Annotated in this window: 23 protein-coding genes and 1 other RNA gene; 16 read left to right on the forward strand and 8 right to left on the reverse strand. The window is 55.9% G+C overall.

Annotation, left to right across the window (positions count from 1 at the left end; translation table 11 throughout):
• Positions 1-159 precede the first annotated feature (159 nt).
• The 4 genes from ACTG27_RS04750 (at position 160) to ACTG27_RS04765 (ending at position 3564) form a co-directional block, all read left to right on the forward strand.
• Positions 160-717: a recombinase family protein gene (locus ACTG27_RS04750; RefSeq protein ID WP_439979177.1), complete on the forward strand. Its 558-nt coding sequence runs from the start codon at positions 160-162 to the stop codon at positions 715-717.
• A 138-nt stretch (positions 718-855) separates the two neighbouring features.
• Positions 856-1860, forward strand: coding sequence for a hypothetical protein (locus tag ACTG27_RS04755; RefSeq protein WP_439979178.1), 1005 nt, complete (start codon positions 856-858; stop codon positions 1858-1860).
• On the forward strand, positions 1857-2303 hold the full coding sequence (locus tag ACTG27_RS04760) for a hypothetical protein (protein WP_439979179.1): 447 nt from the start codon (positions 1857-1859) through the stop codon (positions 2301-2303). The genes ACTG27_RS04755 and ACTG27_RS04760 overlap by 4 nt, the downstream gene beginning before the upstream one ends.
• An 82-nt stretch (positions 2304-2385) precedes the next feature.
• Complete coding sequence (locus tag ACTG27_RS04765; RefSeq protein WP_439979180.1) at positions 2386-3564, forward strand: hypothetical protein; 1179 nt, start codon at positions 2386-2388, stop codon at positions 3562-3564.
• A 287-nt stretch (positions 3565-3851) separates the two neighbouring features.
• Here ACTG27_RS04765 and ACTG27_RS04770 read toward each other — a convergent pair whose 3' ends face one another.
• Complete coding sequence (locus ACTG27_RS04770; RefSeq protein WP_021230269.1) at positions 3852-4034, reverse strand: hypothetical protein; 183 nt, start codon at positions 4032-4034, stop codon at positions 3852-3854.
• Between the two features lie 269 nt (positions 4035-4303).
• Here ACTG27_RS04770 and ffs point away from each other — a divergent pair.
• An RNA gene (gene ffs, locus ACTG27_RS04775) (signal recognition particle sRNA small type) lies at positions 4304-4397 on the forward strand.
• 316 nt (positions 4398-4713) lie between these two features.
• Here ffs and ACTG27_RS04780 read toward each other — a convergent pair.
• Entirely contained in the window at positions 4714-6540 is a 1827-nt protein-coding gene (locus ACTG27_RS04780; protein WP_439979181.1) for an ATP-binding protein, read from the reverse strand.
• A gap of 8 nt (positions 6541-6548) precedes the next feature.
• The gene (locus ACTG27_RS04785) at positions 6549-7040 is read right to left on the reverse strand and encodes a molybdopterin-dependent oxidoreductase (RefSeq protein WP_439979182.1); all 492 of its coding nucleotides are present in this window, start codon (positions 7038-7040) and stop codon (positions 6549-6551) included.
• A gap of 338 nt (positions 7041-7378) precedes the next feature.
• On the opposite strand from ACTG27_RS04785, the gene ACTG27_RS04790 reads away from it, so the two are divergent.
• The 6 genes from ACTG27_RS04790 (at position 7379) to ACTG27_RS04815 (ending at position 13532) form a co-directional block, all read left to right on the forward strand.
• A complete protein-coding gene (locus ACTG27_RS04790) occupies positions 7379-7729 on the forward strand; it encodes an STAS domain-containing protein (protein ID WP_005333409.1) in 351 nt (116 codons plus the stop codon).
• Positions 7726-8142 carry a hypothetical protein gene (locus ACTG27_RS04795; RefSeq protein ID WP_005351415.1) on the forward strand — a complete coding sequence of 139 codons (417 nt, stop codon included), beginning with the start codon at positions 7726-7728 and terminating at the stop codon, positions 8140-8142. The genes ACTG27_RS04790 and ACTG27_RS04795 overlap by 4 nt, the downstream gene beginning before the upstream one ends.
• Before the next feature lie 18 nt (positions 8143-8160).
• Entirely contained in the window at positions 8161-10266 is a 2106-nt protein-coding gene (locus ACTG27_RS04800; RefSeq protein ID WP_005360128.1) for an SLBB domain-containing protein, read from the forward strand.
• A 1-nt stretch (position 10267) separates the two neighbouring features.
• Complete coding sequence (locus ACTG27_RS04805) at positions 10268-10936, forward strand: tyrosine-protein kinase family protein (protein WP_040068147.1); 669 nt, start codon at positions 10268-10270, stop codon at positions 10934-10936.
• Positions 10937-10959: 23 nt separating this feature from the next.
• On the forward strand, positions 10960-12450 hold the full coding sequence (locus tag ACTG27_RS04810) for a SpoIIE family protein phosphatase (RefSeq protein ID WP_439979183.1): 1491 nt from the start codon (positions 10960-10962) through the stop codon (positions 12448-12450).
• Positions 12451-12530: 80 nt separating this feature from the next.
• The gene (locus tag ACTG27_RS04815; protein WP_150997164.1) at positions 12531-13532 is read left to right on the forward strand and encodes a glycosyltransferase family 4 protein; all 1002 of its coding nucleotides are present in this window, start codon (positions 12531-12533) and stop codon (positions 13530-13532) included.
• 292 nt (positions 13533-13824) lie between these two features.
• Here ACTG27_RS04815 and ACTG27_RS04820 read toward each other — a convergent pair whose 3' ends face one another.
• Genes ACTG27_RS04820 through ACTG27_RS04830 form a run of 3 tightly spaced genes read right to left on the reverse strand, consistent with a single transcriptional unit; the run spans position 13825 to position 16797 of the window.
• A complete protein-coding gene (locus tag ACTG27_RS04820; RefSeq protein WP_005333398.1) occupies positions 13825-14460 on the reverse strand; it encodes a sugar transferase in 636 nt (211 codons plus the stop codon).
• Positions 14457-15650 carry a glycosyltransferase family 2 protein gene (locus ACTG27_RS04825; protein ID WP_075114781.1) on the reverse strand — a complete coding sequence of 398 codons (1194 nt, stop codon included), beginning with the start codon at positions 15648-15650 and terminating at the stop codon, positions 14457-14459. The genes ACTG27_RS04820 and ACTG27_RS04825 overlap by 4 nt, the downstream gene beginning before the upstream one ends.
• Before the next feature lie 31 nt (positions 15651-15681).
• The gene (locus ACTG27_RS04830) at positions 15682-16797 is read right to left on the reverse strand and encodes a glycosyltransferase (RefSeq protein ID WP_439979184.1); all 1116 of its coding nucleotides are present in this window, start codon (positions 16795-16797) and stop codon (positions 15682-15684) included.
• 156 nt (positions 16798-16953) lie between these two features.
• On the opposite strand from ACTG27_RS04830, the gene ACTG27_RS04835 reads away from it, so the two are divergent.
• From ACTG27_RS04835 to ACTG27_RS04845, 3 genes are all read left to right on the forward strand, one after another.
• A complete protein-coding gene (locus tag ACTG27_RS04835) occupies positions 16954-18369 on the forward strand; it encodes a GumC family protein (protein WP_439979185.1) in 1416 nt (471 codons plus the stop codon).
• A gap of 339 nt (positions 18370-18708) precedes the next feature.
• Complete coding sequence (locus tag ACTG27_RS04840) at positions 18709-19356, forward strand: hypothetical protein (protein WP_439979186.1); 648 nt, start codon at positions 18709-18711, stop codon at positions 19354-19356.
• 147 nt (positions 19357-19503) lie between these two features.
• Complete coding sequence (locus ACTG27_RS04845) at positions 19504-19932, forward strand: hypothetical protein (protein ID WP_149153025.1); 429 nt, start codon at positions 19504-19506, stop codon at positions 19930-19932.
• Positions 19933-20076: 144 nt separating this feature from the next.
• Here the strand turns inward: ACTG27_RS04845 and ACTG27_RS04850 are convergent, their stop codons facing one another.
• Entirely contained in the window at positions 20077-20922 is an 846-nt protein-coding gene (locus ACTG27_RS04850) for a DUF1194 domain-containing protein (RefSeq protein WP_439979187.1), read from the reverse strand.
• Positions 20923-21089: 167 nt separating this feature from the next.
• On the opposite strand from ACTG27_RS04850, the gene ACTG27_RS04855 reads away from it, so the two are divergent.
• Together ACTG27_RS04855 and ACTG27_RS04860 are read left to right on the forward strand one after the other, a co-directional pair.
• On the forward strand, positions 21090-21857 hold the full coding sequence (locus tag ACTG27_RS04855; protein ID WP_439979188.1) for a hypothetical protein: 768 nt from the start codon (positions 21090-21092) through the stop codon (positions 21855-21857).
• On the forward strand, positions 21844-22290 hold the full coding sequence (locus ACTG27_RS04860) for a hypothetical protein (protein ID WP_439979189.1): 447 nt from the start codon (positions 21844-21846) through the stop codon (positions 22288-22290). Before ACTG27_RS04855 ends, ACTG27_RS04860 begins: the two co-directional genes overlap by 14 nt.
• Here the strand turns inward: ACTG27_RS04860 and ACTG27_RS04865 are convergent.
• A complete protein-coding gene (locus ACTG27_RS04865) occupies positions 22268-22744 on the reverse strand; it encodes a hypothetical protein (protein ID WP_279487050.1) in 477 nt (158 codons plus the stop codon). The two genes, ACTG27_RS04860 and ACTG27_RS04865, sit on opposite strands and share 23 nt — an antisense overlap.
• Positions 22745-22749: the final 5 nt, after the last annotated feature.

Consider the following 22749-nt stretch of genomic DNA (forward strand, 5'->3'; position numbering starts at 1 on the left):
ACGGAGCGGCCCGTTTTCATTTGTATCACTGGCACAGGTCAATAGACCAAGCCCGTGTGACGCGAGCGAAAGTGCCACTTTTTGCCGGTCATATGGGTTCCTTTCGACCTTCTGACCGGTCGCGTCAGTGTACCTTGCCCTATTGACCAGGAGGAGACCATGGCACTGGTGGGATATGCACGTGTCAGCACTGTGGGGCAGAGCCTGGATGCCCAGCTTCAGGCACTGGCCGAGTGCAGCAAGATATTTCAGGAGAAGGTGAGCGGGGCCAAGGATGATCGCCCGCAGCTCTCGTTGATGCTGGATTTTGTTCGTGAGGGAGACGTGGTGATGGTGACCAAGCTGGATCGCTTGGCTCGCAACACTCGCCACCTGTTGGAGATCTCGGAGTACCTGCACGCTAAGCGGGTTGCTCTGAGGATTTTGAATCTGGGTATCGATACCTCGACACCTACCGGAAAACTGATGCTGACCATGATCGGTGCCATCGCCACGTTTGAGCGGGAGCTGATGCTGGAGCGTCAGGCAGAAGGGATTACTATGGCAAAACAGCGTGGGGTCTACAAAGGTCGTAAGCCGACCGCCATGGCTAAAGGGGAGGAGGTTCTGTCACTCGCTGAACGGGGAATAGCCAAGGCAGAGATAGCACGTCGAACGGGGATTAGCCTATCCAGTGTGCAAAGAATACTCAGGCAGTTAGAGGGAAGATCAATGTAATCAACAAGATAAAGTCGTCATTAATGCGTGAAAGCGCTATCAATCACACAAATCTTAGCTGCGATTTATTAGCATGCCTCCTTTGGAATCAAATTGGGTTCGGTGTGCTGATAATAAAAAAGACAAGGAGAGAAATAGATGTCAGTTCGTTCACTGGTGAGTATGGGTATATGCATAGCTCTGACTGCTTGTGGAGGTGGTGGTGGAGATAGCGGTGGCACCCCGACCCCTCCTAAACCCAAGGCCGCGATCTCGGGGAAGGCGATCGATGGGTATGTTCAAGGTGCCTCTGTCTATCTGGACCTGAACTTCAATCGGCAATGGGATGAGGGAGAGCCTAAGAGCATCACATCTGGGGCTGGTGATTATCGTCTGGAGCTGACAGAGGCTCAGCAAGCGTGTGCTCAATACGTGCCCTTGGTTGTCGATGTGCCTGTGGGGGCCGTGGATCTGGATCTGGGGCCTGTTGAGAAGGCTTATCAGATGGTACTACCGCCGAAGTTCAAGCTGATCACGCAAGATGATTTCTATCATGTGACGCCGCTGACCACTGTGCTGTGGAGTTCAGTAGAAAAGGAGTTGGCTGCTGGTGGGGCTCTGACTTGCCAGAGTGTGATGGAAAACCAGCAAAAGCGTGAGCAACTGATGCAGTCGCTGAAACAGGCTGTAGATCGGGTGGTGTATCACTACAACATCCCCGAGAATAAACTGTTCGATGACTTTATCGCTACCGGTGATGACGAGACGGCGATCAAGGCCCAAGAAATCGTACGCGGGCTACAGAAGTCATTCAGCGCCAGTGAAGAGCTAAAGCGTGCCCATCCTGATGCGTTCTATGCCTATGTGGATTACCACCAGGGTGACTCGAGAGACAACAACAATGCGCATCCCAAGGCTTGGTATCGCGAGCAAGGGATCTATTGGCCAACCAAGAGTCAAACTGAGCTGGTTAAAGTCAGTAACGACTTCAATCAAGATATCAAAACCATCATCTATGGCGAGAAGATCAGCGTTGCTGGCAAGGACTACCGCTACAGCAATAGCTACGAGTTTGAGTCTCGGAATGGAGACGAACCCCTTACAGCTGCGACATCAAGGAGACTGTCTCCACTAACGCTGATGCGAAGGAATACGAGCTGGTGAACCTTGCTAACGGTGAGGCTCAGGCGTTTGAAGATTGCATCCCAGAGAACCTGGCTGGGGCAATTACTCATCGCTATGCGACGGTCGGCTATAAAGCGGAAGGGGCCAACTACAGCAGCCAGTTTGTTTACTTCCTCGGCGGTTCTGCCAGTTTCCCTTTCCTCAGTAACTGGGTAGGGATGGCTAATGATCACGCGACTCGTAACATGAGCGAGTTGGTTGCCGCTTTCGAGCAACTGCCATATCGCTATGACGACAAAACACCTGAGCCTGAGGCTAGTGCTTGGTTCAAGAAACAGACTGTTACTGACAGCAATAAGGTCACCACCACTATCAGTTATGACAACCAAGGGCGTTACCGCAAGTTCACCGTCTTTGCTGATGGGACGCACAAAGAAGAGTGCGGCACCGATGGCGTGACATGGGGGGAGTGTATTAATTGACGTTTAAAGAGGAGCCCGCCAAGGGCTCTTTTTGATGATTGAAAGGTTGTGTTGTCATAATGCGAGAAGGGTATTTCACTAAATGAAATCTAAATTCATACTATCATTTTTATTTATTACTTTTATTCCCATGGCCTATGCTACTAAAGAATCAGAAGAGTTCATGAGTGCCAAATATGAATGGGATAATTGTGGTGATGCGAGTAGTGATCAATGCATAGATGCCTTTCAACGGTATCAGGCTGCCAGCAATGCACTAAGCCATTCAGTTTTAACTAAAATGCAGGATGCAAATGAGAGAGCATTACAGGCCCAAGTAGATGACAAGCTACAACAGATTTTAGTTAGTGAGAATATCAAAGTATCTCAAGAAACAGAGAAGCCTAATGGTGATAGTATTAATCAGCCAGACCATGGTGAAACAGGAAAAAGCGATCGTGATTCTATAACTACAGTAGATAAATCTACGGAAAAAGAGAATGTTGATAGAGTTGTTAAGGGGGGAAGTGATCCTGCTTTAGTGTTGACTCATGAAGTTCAAGGGCGGCTTTTTGATCTTTTTGGTGATGAAGGGGAGTTTATTTATTTTGATTCCGATCTCAGGAAAGCTCTGGAATCGTCAAGTTTAGAGCAGTTATCTACAATGATTAAATATCCGTTACGCATTACTGGAACTGAATGGGGGGCGATTGCTATCACTAATCCAAATAGCTTAAGGGATAACTATTCTCGTATTTTTACTAAAGAGGTTGTTAATGCTATTTTGAAAACAAATCCTAATGGAATTGTATCGAGTAGTGATGGCATCCATTATTCTGACTGTAACAACTCTAATGCGAGTGTCGGAGTCATAGCGTTATATGTTGACAAAAAACTAGCGTATAAAATTGGTTCTATAAATCTACCACTTACAGCAGAACGTAAGCATTCAAAGGATGAAACAGGCATCACATATCAATGTGAGACTAAAAAGCACATGATATTGATCGACTCGATGCCTAACAACTTGTATCGATATCGCTCTTGGAATAAACCAAGAAAAATTACAGAAAAACCAGATGTAGAGATAAAAGATCCAAAAGCATGGCGACCTCAAGGCACAGGGGCTTGTAGTTATACACTATGGGATTTTTCTCGGGGTAATATAAGCTACCAAATTGACGAAGGCTCTCCATGTGGAGAACAATCCATCTCCGATAAAAAGGGTTCCGTTAGAGTTTATATTGGTGGGGCAGAGAAACTAAGTCTTCCCTGCCTTTGATATAGCGAGTTTATCCTGAAGGGGCCTTGATGGGGCACCTTCAGATTTACAAGTTTGTATTGGAGTAAGGATGTAACGATGCTTGGCTCGGCAACCACGGCACCATGATTGTATCCTGGTTACACCAGCCATCCGTCTGAATCCGAATTCTCCTGCCCGATAGAACACATGAACGCCAGCCTGTTCTGAACAGTTCGGGCAGCTTTTGAGTTTCTGCCCGTTTTGATGGAACACAACTGAATGGTTGAGGGGCTGGCCACAAGAACACTGGTCGGTCATCGATGAACTCACTTCCGGCGGTTGTCGGTTTCTTTGGCTACCCCTTTGAAGGGCTCCCCACCTTGTTTCTGCTCGATAAACTTGCCGCTATCCGTATCGCGTTTCGTCCAGTTCCCATTAACCGGGTTCTGAACTTGGGTACGGTCGTTGACGGAACCTTGTCGATAGCCTTTGCCTGTGTTCGTAGCCATATGTCACCTCGGGTTTAAGTGAGACCCAAAGTTACCATTAGATTTCATTTTGCTCAATATTGGGTTGATTGTTGAGCTGTTGAGGGAGGGGATGGGGCCTGTAATGAGGTGCTTGCAGTGTACGGGAGAGGGCGGGTAGGATTGGCCTGTTTGTTACCAATTTAAGCATGTCCACTTGATGTGGATGACCGTACTTCCGGCGGATTCTCGCTTGTTGAGGTTTCAGAACACTGTGATGGCAATCAGTTCCATCCCCAAGTGCCTGATTTATTTGGGCTCGCATTGATAACCCGTCGACCTGGTCAGGACCGGAAGGTAGCAGCCAAGGCGGGGGACTCGAGTGCCGGGATGTGGCTGGTAGGGCCACCACTTGTTTCTGCAATTCAATAAGTTAGCTTCCTAAAGCCCTTGGTCATCCACTTTGTGTGGACGACGAGGAGCTCATCGATGAATCTCTGGCTCAGTCCCCACGGCATCTGGTATTACCGGAAAGTCACCACGCTCCCCTGTGGTCGTCGTAAAGAGATCAAAAAATCCCTGCATACCCGACACAAGCTGACGGCCGTGCCGCTGTTGCGAAACTGCTTGCCTGTGTGCGTTCCAGACCCAAGCCCATTCAGTTGCCTGCAGAGGTCAATGTTGCCCCACATGAGCAATCAGTAGTCCGGAATCCGCGGTTTTATTGCTTGGTGACACGCATGGCTGCGTTGTATTTAAGCCGACCATGGGAAATATGTCTGTTTATCTCGCTTAGCAGCGTCTCTTTATTGATGGGCTTGGTGATATACCCGTTCATGCCATGGGAAAGATAGTATTGCTTGGATTCCGGCATCGCATCCGCCGTCAGGGCGATGATGGGGATATCTGCCCAAGGCATCTGGGAGGTGCGGATCCGGGTGGTGGCCACCAGGCCATCCATCACTGGCATCTGGACATCCATCAACACCAGATCAAATTCGGTGTGACCCAGTTTCTCCAGCGCCTCTTCTCCCTGAACGGCCAGTGTGACCTGATGGCCCACGGAGTCGAGCATGGCGCCGATCACCTTGCGGTTGGTGGCATTGTCATCAACCAGCAAGATGCGATAGCTCTCCTGATCCAGCGGCTTGGACGGCAGGCAAACAATCGAGGGGGTCGTGGCTCTGGCGGGCCAGATGTAGGTAAAAGTACTGCCATGTCCCTCGCTGCTCTCTACCGAGATATCGCCGCCCATCAGGCGTGCGAGGTTACGGGATATTTCAAGTCCCAAGCCCGATCCGCCATATTGGCGGGTGATCGAGACATCCGCCTGGGCGAAACGTTGAAACAGGTTCTTTAGCTGACTTTTGCTCATGCCGATCCCGGTGTCTTGGATCGAGATGCGTATCGAGTGGCGATCCTGCTCCAACAGGGTGCTATCAACGTGGATCTTTACTTCCCCCTGATGGGTGAACTTGATGGCATTGCTCACCAGGTTGAAGAGGACCTGGCGCACCCTCAGCGGGTCGATCATCAACCACTCCGGCGTATCGGGGGCAACAGTCAGGGTCAGTTTGATCCCTTTTGCATCGCAGTTGCTCTGCATCAGGGCACGGATATCCTCCAGCAGCTGGGGCAAGTGATGGGGGGCCAGTTGCAGCTCGATCTTGCCCTCTTCCAGCTTGGATACATCCAGAATGTCGTTAAGCAGACCGAGCAGATGGTTTGCCGATTCGCGCGCCGTCTCCAGATAGTCTCGCTCCCTCGGATCCATATCCCGGTCGGCCAGCAGTGAGAGCATGCCGAGAATGCCATTCATGGGGGTGCGAATTTCATGGCTCATGTTGGCCAAAAAGCTGCTTTTGGCTCTTGTGCCTGCCTCTGCCGCCTGATTTGCCCGCAGCAGTTTGTCATTGAGCTGCTGCATCAGTTTGTGTTGCAGAAACGAGATATTCATTTGCCGCCAGATCAGCAGGGCGAGCACAAAGAGCAGCGCAAATTGCAGGGTCGCGATGAGTGTCGTCGTGATGATCTGCTCCCTCACGCTGTCGCGGCGTGCCACATCAAACAGGGTCGCCTGCTGGTTCACCTCCAGAGTCAGCTGATGGAGCAGGGGGAGCAGGGAGGCAAGCTGTTGGCGCAGCTCCTGATGGGCAAGATTGTCGATCGGCTTGGTGGCTTCCGGGCCGAGCCAGATATCCGCCAGAGAGATGTAGGATCGAATTGCTTTGCTTGCCTGCTGGTAGATCTCTGTTTGCTGAAGCAGGCTGCGATCCTTGCTCTCCAGCACCAGATCCATGCGGCTGACCAGAATATCGTATCTGAGCTGGAAGGTCGGTTGCGACTCATGGAGCAGTGAGCTTTGAAAACGCAGCGCTTCGTTATAGAGCTGGAAATAGTTCCACATCACGTTGTCTTCGCCCTGGCTGGTACTGCGCTGCAGATCCTGAAATTGCCGATACTGAATGGTACCAATACCGGCAAAGGCTAGGAGCAGCACACAAAGCACCACAAACAAGAAACGTTGACTGGCCGCCATGGAACGCATGATGGGATCTACTCCACTTTTATCGCGCTGATCTGCCAGATAGCCCGACCGTAATAGAGCTTGTTTTGCAGTTCGGGATATTGATCGAACGGATAGACAAGGAACAGCGGCCCTTTGTCACGCACCGACAGTGGCTTGCCATTGATCGTGCGGGCGAGGATGACCTGATACTGCTCGGCATCGCTTGTCGGCACCTGTACCGAGTAGTCATTGAGCGCGGTAATGGTGAGCTGTTTGCCGGTTGCCCCGACCTTGGCCAATACATCTTGCAGCAGCGGGCCGCGAAAAGTCTTGGCTTCGTCATACCAGGGGGTATGGGTTTTGATTTCGTGTACCGGCAGTTGATCCAGCATGGCGCTGTCCCACAGGGCCAGAGACTGATGAGTGGGGCTGCTGATGGCGCCTTCAACCTTCAACACGGCGCTGTCAGGGGAGGGGGCTGCGTATGCGGTGCCGCAAAGGGCTGCCAACAGTGGTGCGATGTAAAGGCCTGCTTTCATGATCTCTCCTTCCTGGAATATGGCGGCATGGGGGGCGAGCCAACGGTGGCTTGTGAGCTGTGTGCAAAGGCAAGCAATAATCGGGCCCAGTCTAATGGGCTTGAATTATCAGCCATTTAGCCTGTTATCGGGCGATCTCGGCCAAGGTGAATTGCAGTTTGCAATGAGTGGGGGAGGTTAATTGCAATTTGGCAATCAAAACGAGGAGTGGGTGTCGGCGAATAAGGCGCAAAGAGTATCATTTGGGGAACAAGTGCCGTGGCACTGCCCGGCATAACATTTGCAGCGTGCAGAATGCCGTGACAGCAAATAGTCTGAGAATCGACAAGGAGCTAGCGATGGAAAGCATGACTTACACCCTTAATGATATCCAGGTAGTGGTACTGGAAAACGAGTTTGACGCGATGGCCGTCAGTGAGCTCCGCCCGTTGTTTGAAACCCTCTCGACCCACCCGGGAGATATCCTGGCCGATATCAGCGATGTTCATTTTATCGACTCGTCGGGGATCGGAGCCTTGGTATTTCTCTATAAAAGATTGATTATGAACGGGCATCAGATGGCCCTTGTCTGTGGACCCGGTCAACCCCATGACCTGCTGGAGATGCTGCATATCGACCGAGTGATCCCCTGCCATGAGAGCATCAAGGCCTATATGCGTTCCCGTGGCATGATGGCCGCTGCATCATGAAACGCTTTGGTATCCTGCTCTCGTCCATTCTGTTGTCGGGTTGTGCGCAGTGGCCGCCGGAGGGGTATGGCGGCATGGCAGAGGCAAGACCCACCCGCATTCCGGTCAATGAGGATGAACGGCGGGTCTGGTCTCGTTATGATGAGCGTCAGAAGGAACTCGACTTGCAGCTGACGGAATTAAAGCAAGCGAGTCTGCAGGGGTGTATGCCTGCCGAGTTGAAACGACTACAATCTCAACGTATTGATATCGAACGGGATATGCACGGACGGCTCTGGTCGGATGTAGCCTGGCGTCAGACCGTGTTGGCACAATCACTACAACAAGTACGTTTGCGGCTGCAACAGACAACAGCGGATGGCTGTCGTGCTGATTGGTCAGGGCTCCCCTTACGCCAATGGGGGCAGACGTAACAGACGAAAAGGATGTCTATGAAACGGGGCGCTCTCGAAGGATTGATCTGTGTTCTCTTGCTGTTGTTCACCTGCCCGTTACTGGCCTCCACCTTGTTGGCTCCCGGTGATCGGTTGGCCATCGTGCAACCCGGTGAGCCTGCTTTTGATCAGCCTTTCCAGATCAACAAGCAGGGGGAGATTGCACTGCCTGAGGTCGGCAACGTCGTGGTGGGGGGAAAGACCCTGCAACAGGCGGATGAGCTGATCCGCACCGCCCTCAAACCTGTTTACAACAACCTCTCTCAATTGACCGTCACCTTGCTGGAAAAGCGGCTGCTGATCAGCGTGATGGGCTATGTCAAAAAACCCGGCAGTTATGATCTGGCGCCCGATGGCAACGTGCAGATGGCCCTCGATGCCGCTGGCGGTCTGGTGCCCGGTGCCCAGCTCAACAACATGCAGGTGCGGCGCGGCAGCACGGTCTCGAGCTTCGACTACAAGCGTTATCTCGATACCGGCGATGCCAGCGTGTTGCCGCCATTGCAATCCCTTGATGTGGTGTTCGTGCCAGCATCCCCTTTGATCGGCAACGTGCAGATTGATTTTGATGCGGCAACCCTGGCGGCAGGCGGGGATGGCGATACCGGCAAGGCGATCAAGGTGTTTGGTGAGGTCAACAGCCCCGGCGCCTTTAGTTTCAAGAGTGGCAACTCCATCGTGGATCTGCTGATGCGAGCCGGTGGGGTGACCCGTTTTGCCGGGGTGGAGCGGATCCGGGTGATCAATGGTGATGCCCCCGAACTGTTCGATCTCAAAGCCTATCTCGACTCCGGCAACAACAAGCTGCTGCCCAATCTGGCGCCGGGCGCCACCATCTTCGTGCCCAAGGATGAAGAGCAGATAAAACGGGGGGCACGCACCATCTACATCATGGGTGAGGTGTTCAAACCCGGTGCCTATGAGGGGCGGGAAGGGGACTCCTTCCTCGATATTCTGGCCAATGCCGGCGGCCCGACCCGCTATGCCGAGAGTCGTCAGATCCGTTTGCTGCGCACCGATGGCACGATCGAACCCATCGACTTGCAGGCCTATACCGAAGGGATGCAAAAGGCGCTGCCCCAAGTCAAACCCGGTGATGCCATCTTTGTGCCGGAAAAAACTGATATCAACGAGAAGTCCTGGTTGAAAGTGGCACCCGGGCGGGCGGTGATGGTGATGGGGGCGGTGCGGATCCCGGGCCGTTATGAATGGTCTGACGAGATGTCGTTGCTGGATCTGATCGCCCACGCCGGTGGCCCCAACGAGCGGGCCGATATCGCCAAGGTGCAGATCCTGACCGCCGAAGGGGGGCAGGCCACGCCGACCCTGTTTGATCTCGACAAGTTTCTCCATCAGGGCGGGGCGCTGGCCAGCCTGCCAAAGATCCGGGCCGGATTCACCATCATGATCCCCGAGCTGCCCACCGATCCCAGTGATAACAAGTCCCAGTGGGTGCGCCAGTCACCGGACAGTTCCATCTATATCTTCGGTCAGGTCGGAGCCCCCGGTCGCTATGCCTTCAATGAGCAGATGGGCTTTATCGACATCCTGTCGGCCGCCGATGGCCCGACTGCGGCGGCGGATCTGCGCAATGTGCGTATCGCCCATCGCAGTGGCAGCACTGCGCGGGTCAGCAAGCTCGACCTTGCTCTCTACTTTGAAACCGGCGATGAAACCTTGCTGCCCAAGGTGCTGCCCGGCGACTCCATCTATCTGCCGGAGAAGAATCGCCCCTGGCTCGATGAGCCGAAGGAGAACACCATTCGGGTGTTGGGAGCGATAGCCCGCCCTGGTCGCTACCGTTTTGACTCCTCCATGACCCTGCTGGATCTGCTGGCCGAGGCGGGGGGCCCGACCAGCAGCGCCTATATCAAGAAGATTGTGGTGATCAACATGGCCACCAGTGGTCAGGGGGATCAGGCCCGCAGCTTCGATCTCGACGGCTTTGCCAAAGAGCCCGACTTTAGCCAGTTGCCGGTGCTGCGCGCAGGGGACACCGTCTTTATCCCTGACAGCAAGAGCAGTAACTGGGCCATTTTCATGGATGGTATGCGCGACATTCTGACCACGATCTCGGTGGTGGCCCTGGTCGGGACGCTTTGATATGAGCATCCCCATTCAATATCTGGAGCTCGAATCCCTCTACGCGGCGACGGTCGCCCGGGGGATCCGCTCGCTGGCGGTCACCTCGTCGGAAGGGGGAGAGGGGGTGAGCTCCATCTGCGATGCGCTGGCAAGGCGCTCGGAAGCGGATGGGCTGCGCACCCTGCTGGTGGATCTCAATCTCTATCACCCCGGCCGCGCCCCGGCTGTTGCCTGGGGGCCCAATGATGTGCCCGAGCCGGTGGCCAATGGCCGGTCGTTGTCGCTGCTCCCGGCGCCGGGCAAGGATCTGATGGCTTTTCGCAACAAGGATACCTTGCGCCAATTGCTGGTTCGCTGGCTCGAGCATTACGATGTGGTGATCTTCGATACCTCGCCGCTCACCGCCCTCAATCGGGGCAATATTCCGGCCGATCAGGTGTGTGGGGCCTGTGAAGGGGCACTGCTGGTGGTATTGGCCGGGGTGACCCCGACGACCGTGGTACAAAGTGCGGTGGATAAACTGACCCGTGCCGAGGCCAATCTGATTGGCGCAGTCTATAACGACAAACTCAACCCGGGGCTGGCCAGCGAGATCCTGCGCGAGCTCAACCGGCTGCCCAGCAACCGGGTGACCGAATGGCTCAAGCGCTGGTGCCGGCGCAGCGCCTTGCTCAATTTCCGGATCTGATCGCCCGCTGATGGAGGCCCGATATGGATGACTGGTTGCGATCTGCTCCGGCAACCCTGCAGTCGGTGCGCGAACTGCGCAACCGGCTGGCGCAGGGACTCTCCCTGTTTCAGGTTTCCCCAAAGGATCAAGCCAACTGGCTGCTCTGTTTCAGTGAGCTGGCCACCAATAGCGTCAAACACACAGTCCCTCCCGCGACAAGGCTCTGGCTCACGCTGAAAGAGGATGAAACGGGTTTGAGTCTGATACTGGAGGATGATGGTGGTCCGCAACCCGGTCTTGCCAGTGCGCCGTTACCCGATGAGCTGCAGGAGGGGGGATACGGGCTGGCGCTGGTGCACCAGCTATTTGCCGAGGTGCACTTCTCTCGCGACGGTGAGCGCAATCGCGTGACCCTTCGCCAACAGGGCCCGGTCAACCAGCTGCCGGTGATCGCGGTGATCGACGATGACAAGGTGATGCGTGCCCTGCTCACCGCTTACCTTCATGAGCACTATCGGGTTGAAAGTTATGCCGACTCCCATGCCGCCCTGCTGGCGCTCGGGAAGCAACCCCCCGCGCTGGTGCTCTCCGATATCGAGATGGAGGGGATCGATGGCTTTGGGCTGCGCCAGCAGTTGATGAAGGATCCCAAGATGAAGGGGGTGCCCTTTATCTTCCTGACCGGTCATCAGGATCAGTGGACCCAGAGTCGGGCGGGGGCGCTGGGGATCGATGACTTTCTGGTCAAACCCATCACCAAGCAGGACCTGTTGCTGGCGGTTTCGCGGGTGCTGCAACGCTCGCAGCAGCTCAAGTCGCAATGGGGCGAGCAGCTGGATCAGCGCATGACCTCGGCGCTGCGCCCGTTATTGCCCGCCACCTCCATTGGGGGATACCAGCTGGCGTTGCAAACCCGCGCGGCCACCGTGGGGGGCGGGGACTTTCTGCTGGTCAAGGATCGGGTGTTGTGGCTCGGGGATGTGATGGGCCACGATGCAGAAGCCAAGTTTTTTGCCCATGCCTATGCCGGTTATCTGCGTGGCTTGCTGACGGCGCACGATCTGGAGCGCGCCCCCGCCCGTTTGCTGACCATCTTGTCCAATGCGGTTCACAGTGATCCGCTCCTCGGGGCTACCCTGCTCACCACCCTCTGTATTGAGCTCGGCAACGAGGGGCGGGTGCAGTGGGCCAGCGCGGGCCACCCGGCGCCCTGGCTGGTCGGGCCCGGCACCATCCGTCAGGTCGGCGTGACCGGCCCCTTGCCCGGTTTGCGCCCGGATCCCCACTTCGTGACCAATGAGCGTCAGCTCAAGCCCGGCGAGATCCTGCTGTTCTGGACCGACGGCCTGCTCGATAGCCGTGATGCCGCAGAGCGCCAGCGCTGGGAGGCGCAGCTCAAGGCGATCTGCCTGACCTCGGGGCCCGGTCTTGAGCAACTGGCTCATCGCATTGCCCGCTGGTTTGATGAGCGCATCAATGATGCCGCCCTCGATGACATGACCCTCCTGCTGGTCGCCTGTCCCGGCGCCTGATCCTGCCCCTCTTTGCCTGACTGGCCCGCTCTATGCAGCGCCCCATTTCAGGTGGCATGGAGCCACGGGAGGAGGGCCTTATGTTACCCATGCAGCAGATCTGGCTGGCCATCGATGCGCGTCAGGTCGGTGGAATTGAAGTTCACATTATCCATCTCGCCAACGATCTGCTGGCCAGGGGATTTCGCCCCACCATAGTGCTGGTGAGCAACCATGGCATGACCCCCTTTACGACCCTGCTCAAACAGCAGGGCTTGCCCTATGAGGTGTGCCAAAACAGCCGCGATTTTATGCGCCGTCTGGCCCGCCAGCCGGCTTCGGTGCTGATCCACACCCACGGCTACAAGGCCGGGGTGCTGGGGCGGCTGACGGCCTGGTTCACCGGTAAATCGGTGGTTTCGACCTTTCACAGCGGGGATGACGGGGAGGGGTTGCTGAAGTTTTACAGCTGGCTGGATCGCACCACAGCGCGTTTTGCAAAGTGTATTGCAGTGAGCGAGCCCATCGCTCGCAAATTGCCTGTGCCAAGCACGGTGATCAGCAACTTTGTCCCCATGCCAGCGACGCCGGCTGCGGTAACTGGCAACCGAATTGCCTTTGTCGGCCGCCTCTCGCCGGAAAAGGGGCCGGAGGCGTTCTGTCAGCTGGCTGCCTTCTGCCCGGAGGGAGCGTTTCATCTCTACGGGGATGGCCCCATGAAAAGCGCCTTGTTGCAGCAGTATGGTGATCGTGTCCAGCTTCATGGTTTCCAGAACATGGCCAATGAGTGGCACAACATCGACCTGCTCTGCATCACCTCCCGCTTTGAAGGCTTGCCGCTGGTGGCCCTGGAGGCGATGGCTCACGGCATACCGGTTTGTACCTTTGCAGTGGGAGGCCTGGTCAATCTGATCGACCATAAATCCAATGGCTGGTTGGTGGAGCCCGGCCATGTGCGGGATATGGCGGAGCTGGTCAACTACTGGCTGCGCAGCGATGGGGTGGTGCGCAGCAAAATGAGTCAGGCGGCCCGCAACACCATAGCCCGCGGGTACAGCGTCAACAACAGAGTGACCGATATTCTGGCCGTCTACGGCGCCTGAATCACGGAGAAACCTGTCAAAACGAGTGGCCGCTGGCCACTCGTTTTTTTATGTGCCGGTGTTATGGGGAGCAGGGGGCGGATTGCTTCGGTGATCACGCAACGCTCGGGTTTCTGCGGTTGGTCAAACTGGCATCAGGCCTTTGGATGGATGGGGCCAGATAATGGCGATCAGATCGCTGACTTCTTTGTGATCACCACGGACGTGCCACAACGATGCGCCATAAAAAAGGCCATTGCAGTGACAATGGCCTGATGGGCGTTGAGATGTGGTTGAGGTTGGTGCGGCGGGATTAGCGCCCCTTCTTGCCGACCATGATGGCGATCGTCTTGCCAATGATATGTACATCCTGCACCAGCCAGCGCCAGGGGTGGAGCAGGGCGACCGAGTAGGCCAGATCGAACGCCAGCTTGCTGCGCACATCATCGAGCGACTCGTCGTAACCCTGATTGACCTGCGCCAGACCGGTAATGCCGGGGGCCACTTCATAGGTGCGTTCGATAAAGTACGGCACCGCATCTTCCAGCCGGTTGGCGATCCCGGGTCGCTCCGGGCGGGGGCCGATCAGCGACATCTCCCCCTTGAGCACATTGATAAACTGCGGCAGCTCATCGAGCCGGGTTTTGCGCAGAAAGTCGCCGCTGCGGGTGATCCGGCTGTCCCCCTTGCCACACCAGACCGGCCCGGTGGCCGCCTCGGCGTCGGCGCGCATGGTGCGAAACTTGATCATGAAAAAGAGCTCGGTATGGGTGGCGTGGCTGCGCCCGATCCGCAGCTGACGAAAGAACACCGGACCTGGGCTATCGAGCCGGATGGCCAGCATGATCAGCGGCCACAACGGCAGCGTCAACAGCAGGCCAAGAGTGGCACCGAGCAGATCCATGCTGCGTTTGACCACCAGGGTCAATCTTGGAATGGGGTGTGTCATACGGCTTTCTCCTGTGACATGAAACGTATGGGGGCGCGCAGGCAGTAGCGCAGGGTGCCCATGCCGTTGTACCAGTGTCCGAGTACCAGATAGTGGATCTTGCGAAACAGATTGGGCCAGGGGTGGACAGGGGTCAGCTGGATCAGGATGACCAGCAGATACCCCAGCAGTTGCAGCCCCAGCAGCAGCTGAAACAGCAGGGATTGGGTGGCAAGCGGGATGGCGCAGAGCCACAGCAGGGTCAGGCAGAGCGGCATCAACACCCGCAGCCCCTTGCCACTGGCAAAGTTGAAGGCAACCCAGCCGAACTTGGGGTGTAGCAGGGGCAGCAACCGCAACAGCTGCTGGGTGTTGCCAGCCCCGATCCGCTTGCGCCGTGTCGCCTCCAGCGCGGCATCGGAAACTTCCAGCTCCAGTGCGGCGCAGCGATTGTCATAGACAGCGCGATACCCCTTGGCGATGGCCTGCATCGGCAGGATGAAATCGTCGTTGATGGTATCTGCGGCCAGCGGGGTGAGGCACTCCCGGCGCATCATGTAAAAGGCCCCGTGGGCCCCCAGCATGCCGCCAAGGGCCGACTCGCAGAGTTTGATCTGGCTTTGATAGTGCCAGTAACTCTCCTCGCCCTGTGAGCCCGGTTGCCAGAAGCGGTATGCCTCCCCGACCACCCCTACCTTGGGATCGGCAAAATGGGCGACCGCCAGCAGCAGGCTGTCGATGGGCAGCAGGGCCGAGACATCGGTGAGGGCTACCAGATCGCTGTGCACCCGGGTCATGGCCTCGTTGAGCACGGCGACCTTGCCGCGATTGCGGGGGTGATCAAACAGCCTGATCTGCAACTGCTGCAGGGCGGGATCACCGAGCTGACTTAGCGCAATGGGGTAACTGTTGTCGCTGCAGCCGTCGAAATGCACATGTACCCACAGCTTGTCGGCGGGGTAATCGAGGCTGGCGAGGTTTTGCAGCTTGGCCGCGATGGTCGCCGCCTCGTTATAAACCGGCATCAGCAGGGTGATGGTCGGCAGCGCCTCATCGGCGGCGTCTGTTTTGAACCCTCGATCCAGAGGGCGGGGCGGATTGGCTACCTTGCGCGCCTGCCGACCACCGAATTTGAGCAGCAGGGGATAGCCGACATGGTGGTAGACCACCAGTACAGCGCACAGCCAGAACACGATCATGATCCATTCCATGGGATGCTCCTCTGGTCATCGGGTCGCTTGATCAGCGGCTGTAAAGCTGCTGATAGGCCTGAGCCATCCGGCTCAAGCTGCTTTGCTGGCACACAAACTCTCGGGTGACGGCACGCAGGCTATGGCAGTGCAGCAACCCTTGTGCCAGAAGCTGGGCAAGGCGGCCGGGATCCCGCTCCGACAGAATATGGCCGCTGGCCTGACAGACGATCTCTCTGGCCGCCCCCACGTCGCTCATCACCACCGGCACCCCGCAGGCCTGCGCTTCCAGCACGCAGAGCGGCATCCCCTCCGCCAGCGAGGGGAGGCAGAAGAGATCCAGCCCCTGATAGAAGCGCGGCATGTTTTCGACCAGCCCCAGAAAATGGACCCGATGGGCGATCCCCAGTTGCTGACACTGTTGTTGCAACGCATTTTGCAAACTGCCGACCCCTGCCAACGCAAGATGCACCTCCTGCGGCAGGGCGCGGATCGCCTCCAGCAGCAAGGTGTGGCCCTTGACCGACTCAAGGCGGGCGGCGCAGCCAATCAACTTGACCCCTTGCGGCAATCCCATCTCCTGACGGGCGAGGGCGGCGGCGCCTGGGGCAAAGCGCCGCTCATCGATGCCGTTGGGGATCACGGTTGGCGACAGCTGGCCCAGCTTGGCCAGTAGCTGGTTGGCCACCGGCGTGGCATCGGCCACCAGAATGGGTTTGAAGGCGCGCAGCCCCCACAGGGCCAGCGTGCGCTGATGGGGATCATCGAGATACCAGGCATCGTGCTCTGTGTGTACCAGTGTGGGCACCCGGGCCAGCCGACTGGCGAGGCCGCCATAGAGCATGGGCCCCAGATGGTGGGTATGTGCCGCGACGGGCTTGAGTTGGCGCAGCAGTCGGGTGAGCCGCCAGAGGGTTACCAGCGACCAGCCTGCGGGCTTTTCCAGACAGTGAATGTGGTCCGCGAAGGGATGCAGGGCAGGCCATGCCCTTACCACATCCCCTTTGCGCCCTTCGAGGGAGATGATATGCACCGGCTGCTCGGCGGGGCTCGCCTGAGTGAGGTTGAGCACCATGGTCTCCAGCCCGCCGGGCTGCAGGTGCTGCACTATTTGAACGATGGAGCTTCTGCGGGGATGGGGTCTGTGCGACGGGGTTGATGACAACATGGTTCGCGCTCCGGCAAGGGAAGGGGTAATACCCCGGATAGCGGGAGAATGCGAATCTTGTACCACTCTTGCGATCTGCCCACAGAGGGGATCAGCTCCTCTGGTGGCACTGCCTTTGCATCGTGCGGGGGAGGGCTTTTCTCAGGGAGTGATGCCATGCCAGTCCAGTTCTATTACAACCTCTACATCATTCTCTTTGCCGCCTGGCGCCGTCGCTATCTGCTGGTGATCCCGGTACTGGTGATGCCGCTGGTGGGCGTGACGGTCGGTCTGCTCACCCCCAAGGAGTATGAGAGCCGCACCACCTTTATGGTGCCGCAAGATGCCAACCAGACCCCGACCCTCAAGGATCTGATCACTCAGGAGAGTCTCAAGGATCGCTTTGCGGTGCTCGAAGCCCTGCTGCGCAGCCGTTATGTGCTGGATGGGGTAGCGCGGGATCGCGGTCTGGTCAATGACGAGACCCCCCCAGCTCAGCGCGATGCCATCATGGACTGGCTCTCGAGTGCCGTCTCGCTGCGGCTGATCGGCGATGAGGTGATCGAGATAAAGGTCAAGGCGGATTCGGCGGCCAACAGCGCCGGTTTGCTCGAAGCCATTTCGCGGCGCTTTTTCTTCAACCTGCTCAGCAAGGGGCGCCAGTCGGCGGAGTCGTCCGAACGTTTCCTGCAAAGCCAGCTCGACAGCCGGCGCAGCGAACTGCAAGAGGCCGAGCAGCTGCTCGCCGATTTTAAACGGGAGCATGCCAGCGCCTTGCCTCAGCAGCAGAGTACCAACGTCGCCCGTCTCTATGGTTTGCAGGAGCGTTATGCCGAGAGCCTGATCACCTTGCAGCAGGCCAAGGCCCGGGTCGATCAGCTCTCGCTGGGGCAAGAGAGCCAGCTGGCCCGCCAACTGGATGAGAAGCTGCAGCTGATGCGCACCGAGCTGGTGTTGCTGCGGGCCCGCTACAGCGACGAGCACAGCAAGGTGCAGAGTCTGCGCTATCAGATTGACCAGTTGCAGCAGGAGTTCGAGCAGCTCAAATCCCAGCCGGATATGGCCCGCGGGCCCGAGTGGCAGTTGGCCCAAACGCAGCTGACGGAGGCAGAGCAAAACGCCGCCGGCCTGAAGAGCCAGCTCGATGGGCTGGACAAGGTGGTCGACTCCCAGGGAGATACCGAGCGCCAGCTCGCCGAGCTGGAGCGGGATCTGGCGGTCAAACGCACCCTCTATCAGGATTTGCTGCTGCGCTATGAGAAGGCCAAGGTGACCGGTGATCTGGGCAACTTCGAGCAGGGGGAGCGGATCAAGGTGATCGACAAGCCCTTTGCCCCCAGCAAGCCGAGCAACTACCCGCTCTGGCTGTTTCTGCTGGCGGGCATTGTTGGCGGGTTGGGGCTGGGCTGCGGTCTGGCGCTGGTGGCCGAATTGGCGGATGCCAGCCTGCGCCGCTCCGATCAACTGGCCGCCCTGGTCAAGGCGCCGGTGCTAAGCCGCATTCCCTACTGCGAGCCGGTGCCAGACTATCCATCCCGCAGTGATCAGGCGCTGGATGGGCTGGTGCTGCCCTTGTCACCAGAACCGGGTTGATTGCCGCAAAACTGGCTGACAGCCGGAACCTGAATATATCTGAAAAGGCCTTGTGATAAGGCCTTTTTTATATCGTGCAGATGGCGGAGTAAACATCGCGGCAGGCCGATAAAAGAGGATAACGGCAGCATTTTCTATTTCCCTTTCTTGACTGTGGTTTTACCGAGTGATACAACTGAAACCAGTTTGGTATTATTGGCCTCATACGCGAAAATCACAATATGGTTATTATTTAAACTTTTTGTTATTAATGATGTGTGGAAGGGCAGTATGAGATGGAAAAACTGCCAACATGTTAATAACTCTTTTCATATAATTCCTGTTAGGAAAAGGAGAAAAATGAATCAATCTGCACATGCATATATGATTAAAGCGCCTGCATTACTTAATGATACGCGGCGTTTAATTTCTAGAATAGATGATTATAACAGAGATGGTCTATCAGCTATATCAACATCAATCTCGGCTGTTGAGGCTTTTTTAAACGAAATTGTTCAAATTGGTAATGGGTACAAAGCCCATAAACATGGATTAAAAAATCCTCTTGTACGAATGGCTGTTGACCTTGAAAAGGCTGAGCGAAAGCCAATACTATGTAAATTTGATATTACTTATCGTGCACTTAAAGGTAGTGGTTTCAATGTTAAAGCTACCAAGCCAATCCAAAGATTACAAATTGTCATAGATGTTGGAAATGAATTAACTCACCCTAAAGCATCAACAATAAATATTTCTCTAAATGGTATCTCATTACAGCCAAAGGAAAAGAAATTAGTAAATAAATTACGTTCGAATGGCTTCAAAGTTTCCGATGACCCTTTCGATTGGGAGCGAGTCGTTAATACTAAGGCCTTTGCCTTGTGGGCTTATCAATCGGCTATAGATTCTATTGCTATGGTTTTTGATGCATGGCCTTATATTGATGCTATTGACAGCTTTAAGGAAATCTACTCTGTAAATTTAAGGCATGAAGAACAATGGAAATAATCTTCATGAGAAGGTATTCAAAAAACTCAATGTACATGGCGTGTTCAGTTTACAGTTTTTTAGTGACTAAAGCGTAATGTAGTTATTTTTATATTACGTCTCTGCCGTACTTAAGGTGATGTTATATTTTTAGTTTAAGGGGGGTCTTTGAAATCAAGTGGTCATAAGTTACTTAGAAGTGTAATAACTAACCGTGAAGCTAGTCTTGAAGATCTTAGCTCTTTTATAGAATCTAAACATGGTGATTATCGCGATTATTTTCCCTTAGCTAGCCTTATTGTTAGTGGATATGTGGCTTGTGAGATTCGCTGCTCATCAGGCGAGCCATATGAAGAACGATTACTTGCATCAATACTTTATGCAAAAGCATCTGGTGAAAAAAAGGTTAATAATTTCCATAACCAAAATGGTAAGAAAGGATATACAGATAAGATATTTACTATGACAGCTAAAACTCAGCTTTATTTTGATGAGTTGAGATCGAAGCGAAATGAGCGAGTGTTTACTGCATTTATTAGTATTATTGTGGGTGTGTCATCGGCTTTAATTACGTTAGCAATACAAAGCAAAATTTGAGAGTGTTATCCTAAAGATAACAAGCACCTCAAGAGAAAATATTTGTCAACGAGTAGTGTTTTCAGACCTTATGGTCCATCTTGCCATGACTTCGCCAAAATCAGGGAGCCATAGCTCCCTAATCGCGACACACGGGGTGATTAACTAGCCGATAGCTGGCGTTTGTTGCCAGTTGGCTTGCTGCGGACGGCTTTGAGTTCGGCGTTGATAGCGCCAGGCCAGCAGTAGCGGCATACCGAGCAGCAGCTGGGCGGCCAGCGGGATCTCCTCGATGGGGGCGGCTAGTGCCCCTTCCGGAATAATGCCTCCCTCAATCTCGGCCGCCAGTTTGAGCTCCAGCGCATTGCCAAAGTCGGCAAAGGTGGTGGCATTGATCACAAACGCATCCTGACCGCCCGCCACGTTCTCCACATACCACTCTTGCAGCACCCCATCGGCATAGTCCTGACCTATGGTGATGCCGTTGATGGTATCGATGCCGGAGGCGAGCAGTTGATCCCGCACGGTAGAGGTATCCAGCCCGTTGTTCTGGATACCGTCACCTGACACATCCATCACCTGGCGGGCGGCGGTGTAGTTGTTGGTATCAAACTGCTGGGCACCAAAGGCCATGGCTGAACCGGGGGCCGTCATCCCCGCATAGGGGCGTACCAGGGCATCCAGGGTGGCGGCGAAGTTGTTGATGGAGGTCATGTCGTAGAGGTGGAACCAGTCGGTCATCAGACTTTGCTGGTTGCTGCTGCTCCACATGATCATCTGTACCGCGATGGACCCGAGTTTGCCGCCGCTGGTATCGAGGATGGCGCTCTGTACATCCTGACTGTAAAAGGCGTCCACATACCCCTGTAATTGCAGATTGAATTCCGATGAACTGACACTGCCCGACACATCCATCAGCAGTTGCAGTTCGGTATCGACTTCGGTCAAGGCGTATGCGGGGGAGGTTACCAACAACATCCCCAGCAGCCCTGCCAACGGTTTGAGTTTCATTGCTCACTCCTTCTCCCTGGCGCTAGTGCCAGCAGGGGGAATGAATAAAGCGTGCCAGCTTTTTTGCATCCTCTGACTTGGCTTGATCCGGGTGAGGCCGGGCAGGCATGGAACTTGCGAGAACTTGCGACAGAGGTCAAAAGCGCTGATAACCGGCAGGAGTTGCGATGGCGATCCGTCCCTGGCAGTGGGCACCCAACTGGCTGCTACTTGGTTTGGCCAATCAGTGGGGTATGGTGTGGCTCAATATGGGCCACTTCAACCTGCTGGTGGTGTTGCTGATTGCTATCTGGTGGCAAATTGCATCGCGGGTTGCACCGAGCTGGCGCCCGCATCCGCTGGTGCTCGCCCTCTTTATCCTGCTGATCCTGATCCCCAGCGCCAGTTGCAAGGCGCTGGCCTGTCTGTTGCTGGTGGCCTCGCTATGGCGCCGTCATCAGAGTGGCGATGAGCGGGCGGTGTTGCAGATTGTGCTCGCCTTTACCGTGGCGGTGTTGTGGGGGCAGCAGGTGTTTGCGTTGCTCTCCGGCCCTGTGCTGGCGCTCGATGCCTGGGGGGTGGGCCAGTGGTTGCAACTGCTGGGCTGGGAGACTCGCCTTGATGGCAATCGCATCGAGCGGTTGGGGGGCCATGCGCTGATCGTGCTCAAGGGGTGCTCCTCGTTTTCTCAACTCTATCTGGTGGTGCTCTCTTGGCTGGTCTCCTGCTGCTGGCTGGCGCCGGAGCGCCCCCTCTACCGGCAGTGGCCCATGTTGCTGCTGGTTTGCCTGCTCTATATCGGGGCCAATCAGCTGCGGCTGGTGCTGATGAGTCTGGATCTGCGCTGGTATGGCTGGCTGCATACCGGCTCGCTGGCCCAGCTCTACCAGTGGGCCATCATGTTGTTGGTGATGACCATCCTCTTTATCCGGGGACGCCGTGATGCATCTATCTAGGGGATATCTGTTGCTGTTGCTGGTGGCGCTGCTCAGTGCTGCCGCCATGGGCTGGCGTTATCAGAACCGGGCAGTTAACGAGGGGGCAAAGCCCATGTTGCTGGAGCTGGTCCAGTTGGGATGGCGCTTGCGGGTGGCCACGCCGGTATTGGGCGGCACCTATGTCAGCTATCAGCTGGCCCATCCCCGCTGTGACGGTCTGCTGCAGGCCATGCTGGTGGCGCCGGATAGCGAGGCGATGTCAGTGACGCTGGCGGGTGAAGGGATGAGTCAGGGGGTGATGTTTTTAGGCGAGCTGCACCAGAGCCCGCCGCTGCTCTCGTACCGTCTGACCCAGGGTTGGCGCAAGTTGTGGGGGCTGACCCCTTATCCCCTCTATCGGGTGGCCTTGCCGACTTCTTGCATTGACCTTATTGCGCCGCCGCTGGGGTGACCGACCCCGATTCACCGTTTGGCAGAATGCGGATCAGCAAGGTATTGGGGGCCAGCATGGGGTCATAGCGGGGCTCCAGCTCAATGGCGCGAGCTCCCAGCAAGCGTGTCAGGGCAGTTAGTCGCACGCTTGCCATTCGCGCACTCTCCAGCATGTCGGTTTGCAGCCCGGGGCCGCTTACCAGCGCAATCCGGGCCGGATCCTTGCGTCCCAAAAACTGATGCAACTGCTGCTCCTGATCCGCTGGCAGTTGTGTCTCCGCTTGCTGGTACTGCAGTTGCAGCTGGGGCTGTTCGGCCATTTGTTGTTCCCGCAACTGGTTGAGGATCGGCAGTGTCTCATTGACCGGCTCCTGACGGGCGCAACCGGTGAGGATCAGCAGCGGCAGCATCAGAGGCAACAGGCGGGGCAGGACGCAGTCTTTTGCTGTGGATCGTGGAGTCTGGTTGGCCATACGCA

The sequence above is a fragment of the Aeromonas sp. 97A genome (assembly GCF_051919185.1).
GTDB lineage: Bacteria > Pseudomonadota > Gammaproteobacteria > Enterobacterales > Aeromonadaceae > Aeromonas > Aeromonas veronii.